This window comes from Pseudomonas sp. A39 (genome assembly GCF_058145955.1).
Genome location: NZ_JBYVMD010000033.1, coordinates 19,001 through 35,412, shown reverse-complemented (window position 1 = coordinate 35,412; position 16,412 = coordinate 19,001). Strand labels below are relative to the sequence as shown.

At 57.5% G+C, this 16,412-nt stretch carries 13 protein-coding genes; 4 read left to right on the top strand and 9 right to left on the bottom strand.

What is annotated here, in order from left to right:
* The first annotated feature begins 175 nt into the window (after window positions 1-175).
* On the top strand, window positions 176-994 hold the full coding sequence (gene dkgB / locus AC3ZU9_RS22385) for a 2,5-didehydrogluconate reductase DkgB (RefSeq protein ID WP_490091325.1): 819 nt from the start codon (window positions 176-178) through the stop codon (window positions 992-994).
* On the opposite strand, the gene AC3ZU9_RS22380 is transcribed toward dkgB, so the two are convergent.
* The 9 genes from AC3ZU9_RS22380 to AC3ZU9_RS22340 all read right to left on the bottom strand — a co-directional run bounded on the left by AC3ZU9_RS22380 (window position 991) and on the right by AC3ZU9_RS22340 (window position 11,660).
* A complete protein-coding gene (locus AC3ZU9_RS22380; RefSeq protein WP_043206182.1) occupies window positions 991-1,413 on the bottom strand; it encodes an ANTAR domain-containing protein in 423 nt (140 codons plus the stop codon). The two genes, dkgB and AC3ZU9_RS22380, sit on opposite strands and share 4 nt — an antisense overlap.
* 124 nt (window positions 1,414-1,537) lie before the next feature.
* Window positions 1,538-5,158 (bottom strand): transporter substrate-binding domain-containing protein, encoded by a 3,621-nt coding sequence (locus AC3ZU9_RS22375; protein ID WP_490091324.1) that lies wholly within the window; start codon window positions 5,156-5,158, stop codon window positions 1,538-1,540.
* Window positions 5,159-5,164: 6 nt separating this feature from the next.
* On the bottom strand, window positions 5,165-5,791 hold the full coding sequence (locus AC3ZU9_RS22370; RefSeq protein ID WP_012723417.1) for a response regulator transcription factor: 627 nt from the start codon (window positions 5,789-5,791) through the stop codon (window positions 5,165-5,167).
* A gap of 290 nt (window positions 5,792-6,081) precedes the next feature.
* Window positions 6,082-6,798, bottom strand: coding sequence for an MgtC/SapB family protein (locus tag AC3ZU9_RS22365; RefSeq protein ID WP_490091323.1), 717 nt, complete (start codon window positions 6,796-6,798; stop codon window positions 6,082-6,084).
* Window positions 6,799-6,814: 16 nt separating this feature from the next.
* Window positions 6,815-9,520: a magnesium-translocating P-type ATPase gene (mgtA, locus tag AC3ZU9_RS22360; RefSeq protein ID WP_012723415.1), complete on the bottom strand. Its 2,706-nt coding sequence runs from the start codon at window positions 9,518-9,520 to the stop codon at window positions 6,815-6,817.
* Between the two features lie 497 nt (window positions 9,521-10,017).
* Entirely contained in the window at window positions 10,018-10,623 is a 606-nt protein-coding gene (locus tag AC3ZU9_RS22355; RefSeq protein ID WP_490091361.1) for a GNAT family N-acetyltransferase, read from the bottom strand.
* Window positions 10,624-10,635: 12 nt separating this feature from the next.
* Window positions 10,636-10,980 (bottom strand): FKBP-type peptidyl-prolyl cis-trans isomerase, encoded by a 345-nt coding sequence (locus AC3ZU9_RS22350; RefSeq protein WP_064055497.1) that lies wholly within the window; start codon window positions 10,978-10,980, stop codon window positions 10,636-10,638.
* Between the two features lie 39 nt (window positions 10,981-11,019).
* The gene (locus AC3ZU9_RS22345; protein ID WP_064055496.1) at window positions 11,020-11,421 is read right to left on the bottom strand and encodes a type II toxin-antitoxin system HicB family antitoxin; all 402 of its coding nucleotides are present in this window, start codon (window positions 11,419-11,421) and stop codon (window positions 11,020-11,022) included.
* A gap of 53 nt (window positions 11,422-11,474) precedes the next feature.
* Window positions 11,475-11,660 (bottom strand): type II toxin-antitoxin system HicA family toxin, encoded by a 186-nt coding sequence (locus AC3ZU9_RS22340; RefSeq protein ID WP_082894011.1) that lies wholly within the window; start codon window positions 11,658-11,660, stop codon window positions 11,475-11,477.
* Window positions 11,661-12,231: 571 nt separating this feature from the next.
* Between AC3ZU9_RS22340 and AC3ZU9_RS22335 the strand changes: the two genes are divergently transcribed.
* The 3 genes from AC3ZU9_RS22335 to AC3ZU9_RS22325 all read left to right on the top strand — a co-directional run bounded on the left by AC3ZU9_RS22335 (window position 12,232) and on the right by AC3ZU9_RS22325 (window position 16,368).
* Complete coding sequence (locus AC3ZU9_RS22335; RefSeq protein ID WP_490091322.1) at window positions 12,232-14,181, top strand: flavin monoamine oxidase family protein; 1,950 nt, start codon at window positions 12,232-12,234, stop codon at window positions 14,179-14,181.
* A 112-nt stretch (window positions 14,182-14,293) separates the two neighbouring features.
* Entirely contained in the window at window positions 14,294-15,181 is an 888-nt protein-coding gene (locus AC3ZU9_RS22330) for a nitrilase family protein (RefSeq protein ID WP_012723410.1), read from the top strand.
* A 14-nt stretch (window positions 15,182-15,195) separates the two neighbouring features.
* A complete protein-coding gene (locus AC3ZU9_RS22325) occupies window positions 15,196-16,368 on the top strand; it encodes a hypothetical protein (RefSeq protein ID WP_206077239.1) in 1,173 nt (390 codons plus the stop codon).
* The last annotated feature ends 44 nt before the right edge of the window (window positions 16,369-16,412 follow it).

Below are 16,412 nucleotides of genomic sequence, written 5' to 3'. Positions count from 1 at the left end.
CCATCGCAGGCAAGCCAGCACCCACATTTGCTCAGTGTTCGGCTCAGGGAGTTGGCGCAGCGTTCAAACTATTCGTGACCTGCGGTAAAGAGTCCTTTTCGGATTCGGCGGTTTTTCCGAAGGAACGACGGGCGGATACTCGACTCCACTGTTCACACCCCTTCAGGAGTTACTGATGTCTATCGCTACGCAAAACGTTCCGGCCTTCGGCCTTGGCACCTTCCGTCTGCAAGGTCAGGTGGTGATCGATTCCGTCGCCGCCGGCCTGGAACTGGGCTACCGCGTGATCGACACCGCGCAGATCTACGAGAATGAAGCAGACGTCGGCCAAGCCATCGCCGACAGTGGCGTGCCGCGCGATGAGCTATTTATCACCAGCAAAATCTGGATCGCTAACTTCGCCGAAGGCCAGTTGATTCCGAGCCTGCGTGAAAGCCTGCGCAAACTGAAAACCGACTATCTGGACCTCACCTTGATTCACTGGCCTTCACCCGAAGATCAGGTGCCTGTCGCCGAGTTCATGGGCCAGTTGCTGGAAGCCAAACGCCTGGGCCTGACCCGCCAGATCGGCATCTCCAACTTCACCGTCGACTTGATGAAGCAAGCGATTGCAGCCGTTGGCGCGGAGAACATCGCCACCAACCAGATCGAACTGCATCCCTACCTGCAAAACCGCAAGGTCGTGGACTTCGCCACCGCTAACGGTATCCAGATCACGTCCTACATGACCCTGGCCTACGGCGAAGTGCTCAAAGACCCAGTGATCGAGCAAATCGCCGAACGCCATCAGGCTACTCCCGCGCAAGTGGCGCTGGCTTGGGCGATGCAACTGGGCTATGCGGTCATCCCGTCATCGACCAAACGCGCCAACCTGGAAAGCAACCTCAAGACCCTGCAACTGACCTTGAGTGCTGCCGACATGGCGCAGATTGCCGAGTTGGAACGCGGCCATCGCCTGACCAGCCCCAAGGGTATCGCCCCACAATGGGACTAAACCCCTGCCGCAGGCGTGCGGGATAATTCGCGCAGCCAGGGCAGCACACGCAGGCCGGTGCTGGACGCGGGAGGGTCGATAATGTCCATGAAGTGTTCGAGGTTGACGCTGTCCGGCACACCGGGCAACCGGACCAGCACCGTCGGCGTCGCCTCGGGAGTTGTTCCCAGGTCCAGGTGATCGTAGACCAGCACGTGATGCGCCTGGGGTTGAGGCTGGCACGTGTGGATCGCGAGCCCCGCGTTGATGATCAGCACATCAAAGGGCTGTGCCGGGATGGCGGTGAGGAGTTGGACCTCTTCAAAGGTTTGCACCGGTACGATCCGGTGATACCCCAACTGGTTAAGCATTTTCTCGATGTACAGCCGCTGTAGGTGTTGTTCATCGGCAATCAGGATGGTCAGTGCTTTGTTTGGCATGGCGAATCCCTGGGCAGGCATCGCTCGTCAGTGAGCGAGGCCCATTCTCCAGACATACACTGACGACAAAATCAGGCTTATTCCCGTTCAATGTAGGAGTTGTCCCAAATCCACCGAATGGCTATCAGGCGTGCTTGCTGTGCAGGTGCAGGCTCAGGCGCTGATGCAAGCCATCGACGGCCATGCCAACCGCCTCCACCGCTGCCGACAATGCATCACGGTCACGCCTTTGACACGCCTCCTCCAAGGTTTCGCAACCGGCGACCAACGCCTGGGCCCTGACCATCCGGGCACCGCCTTTTATACGATGAGCCAGGTCATGCAGCTTGGCGAAATCCGCGTGCTGTTGCAGCGCCGGCAGCAACAGGCGGTCCTCTGCGAGGCTATTGAGCAATGGCAGCAGCAACTCATCAAGCACGGCACCGTCGCCCCCCGTCAGCATGACCAATGCGCTCAAATCAAACGTCGGTTCGGCGTCCTCCACGGCGGCACTGGCAGTGCGTGATGCCAGCGCCACACGCAAATCATCAAGACCGGTCGGTTTGAACAGACAACCATCCATGCCCGCCTGCCGGCAGCGCTCGGTTTCCTCCGGTTGGGCGTTGGCGGTGAACCCCAGCAACAGGCACGGAACCAGGCCGAGCCGACGCTCTTGTGCACGGATATCACGGGCCAACGTGTAGCCGTCCATAACAGGCATATTGCTATCGGTGATCACGCCATCAAAATGCCCGGCCTGCCACAGTGCGAACCCCTCGGCGCCATCTTCGGCCGTGACGATGCGATGCCCCAGGAAGCTCAATTGCCGAGTCAGCAACAGGCGGTTGGCCGGGTAGTCATCCACCACCAGGAGGCTCAATGCATGAGCCGGGGGCACAGGCGGAGCCGATGAAGAAAGCGGTGCAGCGGTGGCCAACTCCAGCGCCAGGGTCACATCCACCCGAGTCCCCTTGCCCAGCACACTGCTCAAATGCAGTTGGCCGCCCATCATCTCGCACAGATTGCGACTGATCACCAAGCCCAACCCCGAACCACTGCGTGCTGATTGATCGTTATTGCTGCCCTGGATAAAAGGGTTGAACAAACGTTGTTGATCCTCGGCACTGATGCCAATCCCCGTGTCCTCCACATACAGCCGAAGGTTCAGAGGGTCGCTCGCCAATGCCGGTGTGCACTGGGCGCCCAGGCGTACCTGGCCGGTCGCGGTAAACTTGATGGCATTGCCCAGCAGATTGGACACCACTTGTTTGAAGCGCATAGGGTCGATCAACACTGACCGGTCGATCATCGGGTCGAGCTCCACGTGCAGCAACAGCCCCTTATCCCGCGCCAGCCCTTCGAAAACCCGTGCCACGGAAGCCAACATTTCATGGAGATTGGCAGGTGCCAGGGTCAGGGACAGGTGACCGGTTTCGATCCGCGCAATATCCAAGATATCGCCGATCAGCTCCAGCATGCTGCGGGACGCCATCGATGCCACTTCGAGGGCATCCTGATCGACGCGGCCCTGCTCGGCGTTCTTCTGAGCCAATTCGATCATGCCGATCACCGCGTTCATGGGCGTTCGGATCTCATGACTCATGGTCGCCAGGAAGGTGGTCTTGGCGCGATTGGCGGCGTCGGCCTCCTCCTTGGCTTCCTGCAACTGGCCCAGCAGGCGCTGGCGTTCGCTGACATCCACCCAGCCAGCAATCATGCCCACCACGTTGCCGTTGCTATCACGGTACGGCAGCATCCATTGGTAAATCGTCAACACGCCACCGCCGGGCACCTTGAGCACCCGGTCGTGAATCTGCGGCTCCCCACGCTCCATCAAGCTCAAATAGTCAGCATGGAAAGATTGAGCCTGGGGCGGGTTGCCGGTGTCGGTTTCCACCACGGTCTTGCCGATCACGTCCTCCAACTTGAAGCCGAACACATCAAGGTAAGCGTTATTACACGCCATCAAGCGGCCCTGGCGGTCACGTACATAAATCGGGTGGGGCGTGCCGTCGATCAGCACACTCATAAACCGCATCTGGTCGCTCAAGGCCCGTTCGGCCTGGGCACGCTTGTGAATCAGGTTACGCAGGTAGAGCACCCAACCCAACGTGACCAACAACAGCACGGCTGCCAGGCCGAACCCTTGGATAATCACGTTGCGATGGCTGATCCAGTAGCTGTCCTCGATGATGATCTCACTGCGCCAATGGTTGGTCAGTTCGTCCATTTCCTCGGGCGTGATACTCAACAGCGCCTTCTCGAGGATTGAATACAGCTCCAGCTGGCTGCGATTGACGCCGAAGGCAATCCGCGCCGGTTCCGTACCCACCGTACTGGTGATACGCAGGCGATCACGGTAATGGCGCGCGATCATGTAACGGGCACTGATCAGCGACACAACCGTCGCATCGACACCGCCTTTGGCGACCAACTCCATGGCTTGCTCAGGGTTCTCGACCGCCACAAAGACGATACCAGGATAATCCCGCGCCACTTGCACGGCGAGGCTGTTGCCGCCGATAAACGCCAGGCGTTTGCCGGGCATGTCTTCCAGGGTAAGCAGGTGCTCATCGCTGGCGCGCGCCACCAGCACATAGGGGTTGGACAAGTAAGGCCGGGTAAAACGGACTTTCTCGGAGCGCTCGACGCTGGGCGTGATCACCGCCATCATCTCCACTTGGCCAGCGCTGACCTCGTCCACTTGCCGAGGCAACGAACTGCCCTGCACCACCTCGAATTTCAAGCCTGTGCGCAAGCTGATCCGCGACAACACCTCGTCACTCAAGCCGATGAACTGCCCTTGCTCATTGAAAAATGACAGCGGCATAAACTTGTCGAGCGCCGCGACTTTCACGCGTGGATGCTTCTCCAGCCAGCGCTGTTCACTGTCACTCAAGCGCAACCGGTCAGCCTCCAGAAAGCCGCTGCCGCCCGCACTCCAGCGCCGCAGAATTTCCATCTGCTGGCCGGCCGGGATGACAGCCAGCGCGGCATTGACGATCTTCAACAGGCGGATATTGTCCCCGGTGAAAGCGAACCCGAACGGGTTGACCTCCAGCGCGGAAAAATCAGCCATGCGCACGTTATTCAGGTGATTCTTGTTGATCAGGTAGCGGGTGCTGATGGCATCGCCGAGGTAAACATCGGCCTGGCCGAACGCTACGGAACCGATGGCCTGGTGGGTCGAGCCATATAACAACAATTGCGCCTGGGGATAAAAGGCCTGGACAGCGTCGGGCTGCATATAGTGGTAGAGCATCGCGACACGTTTGCCGGCCAGGTCGACGCTCAATGAATGACTGTCCCCCGCGCGGGTCACCAATACGGGTTGATCATTGGCGTAGGAACGGGACAATACCAGCGCTTTGTCGGCCGCCTCATAGCCGTTGGCCGACCCGACCAGATCCACGTTGCCCAGCTTGAGTGCCTCGATCACTTCATCGCGGGTGTCGTAGCGTCTAACCTCGATAGGTACATTCAAAATAAGGCTGATCAGCCACGTATAGTCAGCAGTGATCCCTTCAAAATCATTATCGTTGCTCAAGTCGAAAGGGGCGTAGTCGGGCGCGGACACCCCCATCACTAACGTGCGCCGCTCGCGCAGCCAGCGCCAGTCGCTTTCATCAAGCTCAACACTGGGGTGTTCAAGGGAAGAATGGCCGAGGAGCCGCAGGGTATGGGGTTCGTCCAGGGCCATCGCCGAGTAGGGCAACAGCCCCAACAGCAGGATGGCCGTGAGTTTCAGCCGCCGAAAGGTGGTCATTTCAAATCAGATCAGGTGGTTGCGCTGCGCAAACTTGGACAGGTGCACCACCGATGACATGCGCAGCTTCTCCTTTAGTCGCGTCTTGTAGGTGCTGATAGTCTTATGGCTCAACAGCATGTCCTCAGCGATTTCCTTGTTGCCCAGGCCCAGCGCCAGCTTTTGCAACACGGTCAGCTCGCGGTCCGACAGTGCGTCCACCAATTCCTGCTCGGTGGTCTGCAAATCGTCGCGGCGGACTGAACTGGTGGGCAGGCTGGGGAAGCAACTGTAACCAGACCGGATCGCCCTGATTGCCTTTTGCAACTCATCAAGCTCACCCGTCTTGGCCACAAAGCCCATGGCACCGGCGCGCATGCAGCGGGTGGAGAAGAACACCGCAAGATAAGAGGTCAGCACCAGGATCTTGCAAGGCAGTTCGAGCGCCTTGATCCGGCTGATCACCTCCAACCCGCCGAGCTTGGGCATTGCCAGATCGAGGATGACCAAGTCCGGACGATGCACCCGCGCAATCTGCATAGCGTCGGCACCGTTGCCCGCTTCCAGGATTTCTACGAAGCCTTCCTGTTTCAACAGATGTTTCACAGTGGCGCGTATAAAAGGGTGATCATCCACAATTAAAGCTTTGCTCATAAGACTCCCCCGAGAGGATCAGTACGCTTACATATCACGCGGGACCTATCTACCTGTGAAAAGTAACAGTTCCGACAAACGGCGCTGATTACTCTGCAGGCAGTACAGACCCCTCCTTTTGATAAAACACGGTAAACACATAGAGCCACGCCCTGGTTCCTGAGGCGCAAGCGGGAAACCTTAACAACAGCGTGTCTTATCAAATGAAGGGATAGTCTCGAATTATTGTAGGACTTTTCCTCGCGATAGCATGACCCGCGTTGCACGGGACAATGCCTGACAGCCGGGGACTACTCGGTAGTACTGGGGCTCCAGAACGCCTGCACGACGAGGGTAGACATCGAAATTCGCGCCACCAGCGCATCCAGTTCGTCACCGTCTACCGACGTCACGGCCAGAGTGGCTTCTATTTCCACCTCCTCCGTGCCGAAGGGGCGCACGTCGACATCGCTGGCGGGATAGTTACAACACGCCAGCTCGGCTTCCAGCAACGCCAATACGGCTTTCTGCTGAGTACGCCGTGCAATGACATACAGGATATTGGTGACCTCCGCCGACACCACGTCCAACGGCTGACGGTTGATGTTATTGACGATCGGCCGCAGCAAGGTGTTGGCCGCCAGCACAAACAGGGTGCCCAGCAGCGCTTCCAGGATCAGGTCGGCACCCGCGCAGGCACCCACCGCCGCCGACGCCCAGAGGGTGGCGGCCGTGTTGAGCCCACGCACGTTGCCTTCCTCGCGCATGATCACGCCGGCGCCGAGAAAGCCGATGCCCGAGACCACATACGCCACCACCCGCACCGCGCCTTCCGCACCGCCGAGACGGTTGGCCATGTCGACGAAGATCGCCGCGCCCACCGCCACCAGCACGTTGGTCCGCAGACCTGCCGTGCGCTGTCGGTACTGGCGCTCGAAACCGATCAGGCCACCGAGGATGAAGGCCGCGGTGAGGCTGACCAGCGTATCAACCAGGGAGTTGAGGTTGATGTTGTCGATTGCTTGCATAGAAGATCTTCCCTGTTTATTGCCACCCGAACTTACGGATGTAGTAGCCCTTCACCGCCTGGGTCAGCGCCATGTACGCCAGCAGGATCACCGGCAGGAACACAAAGTACAGCGACGGCAGCGCCTGCAATTTGAAGTAGTGCGCCAGCGGCCCCATCGGCAGGAAAATCCCCACGGCCATGATCACACCGGTCATCACCATTAACGGCATCGCCGCGCGGCTCTGCAGGAACGGGATTTTCGGGGTGCGGATCATGTGCACGATCAGCGTCTGGGTCAGCAGCCCCACCACGAACCAGCCGGACTGGAACAGCGTCTGGTGGTCCGGGGTGTTGGCATCGAAGACATACCACATGAGCGCGAACGTGGTGATGTCAAAGATCGAACTGATCGGCCCAAAAAACAGCATGAACCGCCCCACATCGCCGGGCTGCCAGCGTTGCGGCTTGGCGAGCATCTCGGCGTCGACGTTATCGAACGGAATCGCGATCTGCGAAATGTCATACAGCAGGTTTTGCACCAGCAGGTGCATCGGCAGCATCGGCAGGAACGGAATAAACGCACTGGCCACCAGCACCGAAAACACGTTGCCGAAGTTGGAACTGGCGGTCATCTTGATGTACTTGAGCATGTTGGCGAAGGTACGCCGGCCTTCCAGCACGCCCTCCTCCAGAATCATCAGGCTCTTTTCCAACAGGATGATGTCGGCGGCTTCCTTGGCGATATCCACCGCACTGTCCACCGAAATCCCGATATCGGCAGTACGCAGCGCCGGCGCGTCGTTGATGCCATCACCCATAAAGCCCACCACATGCCCGTTAGCCTTGAGCAGGCGCACGATGCGCTCCTTATGGGACGGCGTCAGCTTGGCGAACACATTGGTGGTTTCCACGGCCTTGGCCAGCTCGGCGTCGGTCATGTCCTCGATGTCATTGCCCATCAGCAGGCCCTGTTGCTCCAGGCCCACTTCGCGGCAGATTTTAGCGGTGACCAATTCATTGTCACCTGTCAGTACTTTCACGGCGACGCCGTGGGCTTTGAGAGCCTTGAGCGCAGGCGCGGTGCTTTCCTTCGGTGGGTCGAGAAAAGCCACATAACCGATCAGCGTGAGGTTTTGTTCATCCGCCAGGCTATAGGTGTCGCGCCCCGGCGCCATCGGTTGCGCGGCCACGGCCACCACGCGCAGGCCTTCTTCGTTGAACGCGGCGGTGACCTGGCGAATGCGCGCCAGCAGGTCATCGGTCAGCGCTTCGTTGACGTCGCCATGGCGCACGTTGTTACACACCGACAGAATCTCTTCGACCGCCCCTTTGCAGATCAACAGGTGTGGCTGGCCTTGCTCGGCGACCACGACGGACATGCGGCGACGATTGAAGTCGAACGGGATCTCATCGACTTTCTGGAACGCCGTACCCACCTTCAGCTCACGATGCACCTCCACATGCTCCAACACCGCCACGTCCAACAGGTTTTTCAGGCCCGTCTGGTAGTAGCTGTTGAGGTAGGCCATTTCCAACACGTCGTCGGACTCTTCCCCCCACACGTCCACATGGCGCGCGAGGAAAATCCTGTCCTGGGTCAGGGTGCCGGTCTTGTCGGTGCACAGCACGTCCATGGCGCCGAAGTTCTGGATCGCGTCCAGACGCTTGACGATGACTTTTTTACGCGAGAGAAACACCGCGCCTTTGGCCAGGGTCGAGGTGACGATCATCGGCAGCATTTCCGGGGTCAGGCCCACGGCAATCGACAGCGCGAACAACAGCGCTTCAGTCCAGTCACCCTTGGTGAACCCGTTGATGAACAGCACCAGTGGCGCCATCACGAACATGAAGCGGATGAGCAACCAACTGACCTTGTTGACGCCTTGCTGGAACGAGGTGGTCGCGCGGTCGGTAGCGGTGACGCGCTGGGCCAACGCACCGAAATAGGTGCTGTTGCCGGTAGTCAGGATCACCGCCGTCGCCGCGCCGGACACCACGTTGGTGCCCATGAACAGGATGTTTTCCAGGTCCAGCGGGTTACGGGTGTTGGCATCTTGCTGCTGGGCGAACTTCTCCACCGGCATCGATTCGCCGGTCATCGCCGCCTGGCTTACGAACAGGTCCTTGGCACTGATGACACGGCAGTCGGCGGGGATCATGTCACCGGCCGACAGCACGATCAGGTCACCCGGCACCAAGTGTTTGATGGGCAGCTCGATGCGCTTGGTTTCATCCCGACGCAGCACGGTCGCCGTGTTGCTCACCATCGCCTTGAGGGCGTCGGCCGCCTTGTTTGACTTGGCCTCCTGCCAGAAGCGCAGCAGTGTCGAGAGCACCACCATGGAGAAAATCACCGTGGCCGCCTTCATGTCCTCGGTCAGCCAGGAGATCACCGCCAGCAAAGTCAGCAGCAGGTTGAAGGGGTTTTTGTAGCAGTGCCACAGGTGCACCCACCACGGCAGCGGCTGCTCGTGCTCGACTTCGTTGAGGCCGTATTGCACGCGCAGGGCGTCGGCTTCCTGGGTATTCAAGCCTTCGGAGTGACTGCCCAGCGTGCCGAGCAATTGCACGGCACTGCTGTTGGCCGAAATCACCAGGGTTTGCGCTAGGGTCGGCGGCACTTCGCGGCTGACGCTGGCGTCGGCCACGGTGTCGAGCATCGCCAAGCGGCGGAAATGCCGGGCGATATGCCGGGTCCGCAGGAAGCCGGCGAAGAACTCTTTCAACAGTGTGAAGTTCATGGTGTTACTCCTGCGCGAGGAAACACTCGTGCAGGTACCGCCTCGCGCACCGCGCCCGTTTTAAAGGCACAGCCGGCTTGGCCCGCCCGCCGTAAAAGGCAGGCGCGTCCGTCGCATCCCGAGGTTAATCAGGTGCTGGTCAGCGTCGATGAGAGGGAATCGGACAGGAGCCAGGACTGGTCACTGCCGCGATGCCGCTTCTCGCTTTATTGGCGAGACAACGGCATCTGGAAAATGCGCGTTACCTTGCCAAGTCTATGCCGGTCAACGAAACCGGCCGACTACTGTCACTCGAACAAGTACCCACTGAGGGTCTCCGCAATTGATGAAAACGCGCGAAGCTTACGCCCCGATACTAGGAGAGTAAACCGTAGGAAAGCTTCCGAATGATGAATAAGAAGATTCTTCAGGGAGGGTTCAGGTATGCCTTTTCCTGGGCCCACTGAGGATCAAATGTGAGAGGGAGCAAGCGCCCGCCCACAGGGTTGGGTGTACATTTACTGTGACGCGGTGTCTCGTCGGTCCCTTGCCACCAATGCCAGGTAATCATCCACCTGCCCACCGCCCAACGCCTTGACCTGAATCGACACCCTGTTCACCTGCCGCCCCATCGTGATTCCCTCACGGGTACGCACCTGCACATAACCGAGTTTTGGCCAGAAACGTTCAGCACGGGTGTTGCCGATGACCACCGTCAACCGCAACCATTGGCCGTCATTGCGAACCACCCACGCTTCAAGATCCGCATGCAGCTGGTGCGCCAGCCCGGTGCCGTGCAACCGTGCATCCACCAGCAACAGACCGATATGCCAGACGCCGACCGCCAACACATCCGCCGCAATGTTCACCACCGCCACCAGCTCATTGTCCTGATCGCGGTAACCCAGCCAATACATCCGCCGGCATGTCCATCCTACCGGCAACTGCCCCCGCAACTCCTCATGCGCTTCAGTCGGCGTGGCCGGCTCGCCATTCACGGCGACGAAGTAATCCGGTGCGCGTTCAAAAAACCGCTGCAGCTCGGCCTCATCCCCACCGCCCAGCTCAGTGACCCGAATGCCCGCAACGGAGCCCCCCGGCAACAGGTGCGCATCCACGTCCATATTCATCCGCCCTCAATCGTCCCGCGTCAGGACTTCCAACAACTCGATCTCAAAGCGCAGATGACTGTTGGGCTTGATATGTGCGCCCATCGACCGCTCGCCATAAGCCAAATGCGCCGGCACGAACAAGCTGCGCACACCGCCCACCTGCATGCCCATCAAGCCCTGGTCCCAGCCCTTGATCACACGCCCGGTACCGATCACACACTGAAACGGCTTGCCCCGCTCCCAGGACGAATCGAACACCGTGCCGTCTTCCAGGGTGCCGGTGTATTGGGTGGTAATCAGCGCGCCCTTCACCACGGTCTTGCCGGTGCCGGGGCGGAGGTCGGTGATTTGGAGTTCTTCGTGGCTCATGGGCATCCCTTTGGATACATAGTGTTTGCTTGTGTTGCTTTAAGCAGAGAGTTCGCGCAAGGCTGCCGTCGCTAAGAAACCTGACCGCGATGCATAGCGGTGGTCCTTTTGCACACGCTCATCAATACGTTGCAACAGGTGTTCCGGCAAAGAAGCATTGAACCGTACCGACTTACCCAGATAGGGCGTGAGATCAAAGTCGACAATCGCCCAAACGCCACCGGCGAAATCCGGGTTACTTAAATGCGCATCAACCTCCAGTGCCTGAGGAAGCCGTTCCTGATCGGCAACCAGCCCTTCGAGATGCAAAGCCAATGCCTCGCGGACATTATCCAGTGCTTCGGAAAAAGACCCTCCCGCCGAGAAACAACCCGGCACGTCAGGGACCGTCACGCTGTAATCCGAGTCAGCATCTTTGTGCACGACCACCGGGAATTTCATTGCTCCTCCTTTAGACAAGCCCCTCAGGAGCTCGTCCAACTCATTCAGCAGCATCAATATTTGAGACCGGCTGATTTGAAAATACTGTGCAGAGTGCCTTTGGCGATCTCCGACTTGGGATGAGGGACGGTTATTCGCCCCCGCTTCACAGGGTGTTTGAACTGATGGTGACTGCCTTTAACTGCCACCTCAAACCAACCCTCCGCAACCAGCAGGTCAATCAGCTCTCGACTTCTCATCGCCCAACCCTTAGGTGTGTATATTACACACCGGCGCATGGCAATGCGTTATTTGTACACACGAGACACACTCATGAGAAAGCCCGCTTTACCTGCAAGCGGGCTTATGTGACGCGATGATGACGATGTGCAACTCCCTTACGCGAGCAAACTAATGTCAGTTTTTGTGCCCAGGTTTCGGTGGGTACAAAAGGCGGGTGGAATTTGACCGGATAAGCGTCGGCTATCTTGAGTTCTGCACAGCCACGCAGAATCTTGAAGCGGTCACAGGAGCCAGATCGGCGACATTTCCCTTTAACTTGCAGGACGCTTCCGAGAGGATCTCGACCGCTTGCGCCGCTCAAATCACGGCCCTGCGTTTTGGTGGATCGGACGCTGCCGTGTATACAGCCGAGCTAATACAGTGCTATCAGGGTGAGGGGGCATACTCCCTCACCATTGGTCGTCGGCACTGCCCTTACGAAAGAATACGACTTACCCTCGCCAAAAAGTCACGCCTGCTTATTTCAGGCTAACAGCGCCCGCGTTCAACCTATGAAGAGCCCATTAACTCTGAATAGGGAATATCAGAATGACCATCGGTTCCAACTTTAACTACTCTGCCGACATCGCTCAACGGCATCATCGGGAAAAGCGCTCCAGCAAGAATAAATGGAGAGCGACATACCCCAACCCGCCTGATTTGTGCTTTGACTATCGCGCGTTGGTCGAGCAAGTAAATGGCATCGCGCTGGCCACTGAAACCCAACATAAAATCTGCATCATCGGCGCGGGCATTACAGGCTTAACAACCGCACGCGAACTGTATCGATGCGGTTTCACCAACCTGACTTTACTTGAAAAATCGACACGCATTGGCGGCAGGCACCTTACCGCCCTTGGACACAACAATACCAACACTGTCGGCAGACCACCTTTCGAGATGGGGGCAATGAGGATGCCGTTCTTCAACCACTCAAGCGAGCCCCCTAAACAGGGCCGATCACTGATGGCCTATTACGCCAATGCGTTCGAATTACGTCACTCAGACTTTCCAAACCCGGGTAGCCCTGCAGTACGCTCAACGGGCATCTACCTGCGAGAGGGAAGCATCGATAACAGCACAGAACCCACCATGCTCATCTGGAAAAACGCCGATGGGAAAACCCCGCCTCCGGGTCAAACGTTGGGCAACGTTTTTGCAAAATGGAAAGTCTTCGCCGAACGCATGACGCGGATCATCGCCGAACATTATGGGGCTGAACACTGGGAGGACATGTGGGCGTCGATAGTCAGAACATATGAAGGTATTTCCTTTCGCGACCTGGTCAAAATGCCAAGTATCGACAACTGGAATCAAAGCAACCCTGGAAACTTTGGTGGCATGGGCATGACGGCGCAGGAGTCGGCTGTTTTCTACGCGATCGGAATTGGTGATGGCAGTTGGGGAGCGTTTTATGACGTCTGCGCGCTTTATCCGCTACGCACGGCAATATTCGGGTTCAGTAGTCATCTGCAATTGATCCACGGCCGCGTAAACGCGGACGGCACCCTCATGGCCTCGCCTTACTTGGATGCTCCCGAGACGTTGGATTCGAAAGGCATTGCGTTCAACAAACCAAACTACATCGGCCTTGGATCGCTGGCCGAGTCCCTGCTCTTCATCAAACCTGGCGAAACGCAGGATTCCTTGTACGAACACCTCATAAAAAGTCAGTCCGGGTTATTGACCAGCAGTGCAGTGACAAAACTGAAGAAACTTAACAACGGGCAAATACGCGTCTATTACGACTGGAGCATCAGCCCAAAAGGAACATCGAGCAACGCATTCATCGATTGCGATTCTGTCGTAATGACGCTGCCCTCATGGCTGATCGAAACACAGGTATCCATTGAAGGCTTCAGCCAGGAAATGCTCCCCTTCGAGATCACAGAAGCCTACAAATCAGCTCACTGGGAAACCAGCTGTAAAGTGTACGCCCCGCTTAAAAAGTCGTTCCTCTCTCACAACAAGAACATTCCGCAGACGCTCGTGACAGACAGTTTAGTTCATGATGTATACACGTACCGCTATAACAACACCAACACCTATGATTGCATCCTACTCAGCTATACGTGGGAAGATGATGCCACAAAGTTATCGGTGTTCAGCGATGAAGAGCTTGTAGACAAATGCATCGAAGACCTTGACCGAATCCTGTTGAAATCCACAAACATAAAAGAAAAAATATCACCCTACATCGGACGTAAACAAGCGGTCGTGCAACGCTGGATGAACGATAAAAACGCACTGGGTTGCGCAAAGCTTTACCGTGCAGGCACTTACTACAACGCTATGAAACTACTGCAATATAATCGTAACTTCTCTCATAAGTCAGGCCTTTACCTCTGCGGGGAGTCTTTCTCCGTCGATGCAGGCTGGACGGAACCCTGTTTCAGAGGAGCAGTGGATACCGTGATAAACATTTGCAACAAAACCCGTGCAACATTCAACGGAGGTTTTACTATGCATGACTATCCCACCTACAAAGCCGAACCGTAAAAGAAAGAGACTACAACGCAACGGGAATCGCCCGACTTTCAATTAAACATTTGCTCGCCTCTTATAAACACCCAACCGATTTCCGGTTGTATAACAATAAGAGGTCACCTCCATGAGCGAACCAGCAAGCCCTGCACGCGTAGCGGTCATACAACTTGATCCTCAGGTTGGCATGAATAACCGAGCCAATAACTTGCATCAAAGTCTTGCACTGGCAACCGAAGCCGCAAACGGCGGAGCCAACCTGATCGTGCTGCCTGAGCTCACCAATTGCGGGTATTTTTTCAGCAGTCGCCAGGATGCTTTTGATCACGCCGAACTGGTTCCAGACGGTACCAGTGTGCAGGCATGGATAGATTTTGCCTGCAGGCATCAGGTTTATCTGGTGGCTGGCCTGTGCGAAATAGACGGTATGCAGTTGTTCAATACGGCCGTGCTGCTAGGTCCTGACGGGTTTATCGGCAAATACCGCAAAGCGCATTTGTGGAACCTGGAAAAGCTTTGGTTCACCCCTGGCAATACGGGCTTTCCAGTGTTTGAAACGCCGATCGGCCGTATTGGCTTGCTGATTTGTTGGGATATCTGGTTCCCGGAGGTGCCCCGCATTCTTGGCCAGCAAGGTGCCGATATTATTTGCAGCCTGAATAACTGGGTGTGGACGCCACCGCCGCTATTCGATGAGGCAGGCAAATGCATGGCGTCATACCTGACGATGACCGCCGCCCACGTCAATAATGTGTTTATCGCCGCCGCCAGCCGCATTGGCGAAGAGCGTGGAGCGCGCTACCTCGGATGCTCGTTGATTGCCGGCACCAACGGCTGGCCGATTGGCGCGGTAGCTTCGGCCAATCGCCAGGAAATCCTGTTCGCGGACATTGATGTCACCAGCGCCCGCAGTGCTCCGATCTGGAACAGCCTCAATGACCTGCAACGTGATCGACGTAATGATCTCTACGATCAAATGCTCGGTTACTCCCACCACCCTGCCCTTCCACGTTGATCGGAGGGCACAGCATGAAAACACTCATTACCGAAACGAGATCCGGCTGTTCCTGGATGGACATCACCGTCCTGATGCTGGGGTTGAGTAGCGTACTGCTGGTGCTTTGGGTAGCGCTGAGCACTCAAGGCTCATGGCCGGGCTACGCCGAGATGGTCGCGAGCCTGCCCCATCCGGTTGCGTGGCTACGGTGGATACTGGGGGATATCAGTGAAGTAGCCTTCTACAAGCATGAACTTGCATCACTCGGCTTGCTGGGCGGCGCTTACCTGGCTTGGTGGGCAAGCAAGCACGGTAAAACCTGGCAGGGATTTTCCATTTCCTACGGAACGGGACTGTGGCCTTGGCTGATAACCAGTTCACTGTTGGGGCTACTGCTGAGCAATCTACTGTGGGGCTGGAGCGTCACCGCACAGACGTGGCAACCGACGTTCGCGGCGTTCGTCTCATTACCGGCGGCGATGGTGCTGATGTTCGGTGGCGGCTGGAAAGTTGCGATAAACGGTGCGGTGCTGGGCGCATTGCTGGTGACGCCTGTGTGCTTGTTGATCGTGAACTTCGTGTGCGTACCGCTAGGTCTTCCAGTGGTTATCGGCAACGTGGTGGGCATGGCCGTCGGCAGTGTCATAGCGTTTGTACTGTGTCGTAGAGTGCCCTTGCTGGTGCGTTCCGACTACATCGCCCCCGCCAGACCGGCGCCTGCAAAACCGCCTACTTACGGGATAGCCTGGAGCCTTCGACGGGTACTGGCAGACTTTTCCGAAGCGCCGTTTTTTGGGAACGAACTCGCCAGTCTCGGGTTGCTGGCAGGCGTGTTATTGGCATACGCCCTGAACCCCGTCAGCCCGGCGTATGGATCAGGCCTGGTCTTGCCGCTGCTGGGCGCCCAGGCGCTGACATCGTTGTCAGGTGTCGTGATCTGGCGAAAACAGTGGATCAAACGAGGCTGGTACCCAACCTACGTTCCACTGGTATCCGTCGTGCCTGCGGCTGTATTGACCCATGGTGGTAGTTGGACAGTCATTGCTTCGAGTGCACTGCTCGGGGCGCTGATCGCGCCGCCATTGGCCTGTGCGATTGCAGCGCGCGTGCCCGCACACGTTCACCCGTATATAGGTAATGTCACTTCAATGGCGTTGAGTACATTGATGATAGTGCCGCTGGTAGGTTGGTTAGTTCAAGCGTAAGAGCCTTCCCACGCTGCGTGCCTCCTGCAGCGTGGGAACAGCTT

Coding starts and splice junctions, on each gene's coding strand:
- mgtA (WP_012723415.1), bottom strand. CDS start 9,520: ATGAACTTCACACTGTTGAAAGAGTTCTTCGCCGGCTTCCTGCGGACC.
- AC3ZU9_RS22340 (WP_082894011.1), bottom strand. CDS start 11,660: ATGAGAAGTCGAGAGCTGATTGACCTGCTGGTTGCGGAGGGTTGGTTT.
- AC3ZU9_RS22350 (WP_064055497.1), bottom strand. CDS start 10,980: ATGAGCCACGAAGAACTCCAAATCACCGACCTCCGCCCCGGCACCGGC.
- AC3ZU9_RS22370 (WP_012723417.1), bottom strand. CDS start 5,791: ATGAGCAAAGCTTTAATTGTGGATGATCACCCTTTTATACGCGCCACT.
- AC3ZU9_RS22330 (WP_012723410.1), top strand. CDS start 14,294: ATGAGCGAACCAGCAAGCCCTGCACGCGTAGCGGTCATACAACTTGAT.
- AC3ZU9_RS22335 (WP_490091322.1), top strand. CDS start 12,232: ATGACCATCGGTTCCAACTTTAACTACTCTGCCGACATCGCTCAACGG.
- AC3ZU9_RS22365 (WP_490091323.1), bottom strand. CDS start 6,798: ATGCAAGCAATCGACAACATCAACCTCAACTCCCTGGTTGATACGCTG.
- dkgB (WP_490091325.1), top strand. CDS start 176: ATGTCTATCGCTACGCAAAACGTTCCGGCCTTCGGCCTTGGCACCTTC.
- AC3ZU9_RS22345 (WP_064055496.1), bottom strand. CDS start 11,421: ATGAAATTCCCGGTGGTCGTGCACAAAGATGCTGACTCGGATTACAGC.
- AC3ZU9_RS22380 (WP_043206182.1), bottom strand. CDS start 1,413: ATGCCAAACAAAGCACTGACCATCCTGATTGCCGATGAACAACACCTA.
- AC3ZU9_RS22355 (WP_490091361.1), bottom strand. CDS start 10,623: ATGGACGTGGATGCGCACCTGTTGCCGGGGGGCTCCGTTGCGGGCATT.
- AC3ZU9_RS22375 (WP_490091324.1), bottom strand. CDS start 5,158: ATGACCACCTTTCGGCGGCTGAAACTCACGGCCATCCTGCTGTTGGGG.
- AC3ZU9_RS22325 (WP_206077239.1), top strand. CDS start 15,196: ATGAAAACACTCATTACCGAAACGAGATCCGGCTGTTCCTGGATGGAC.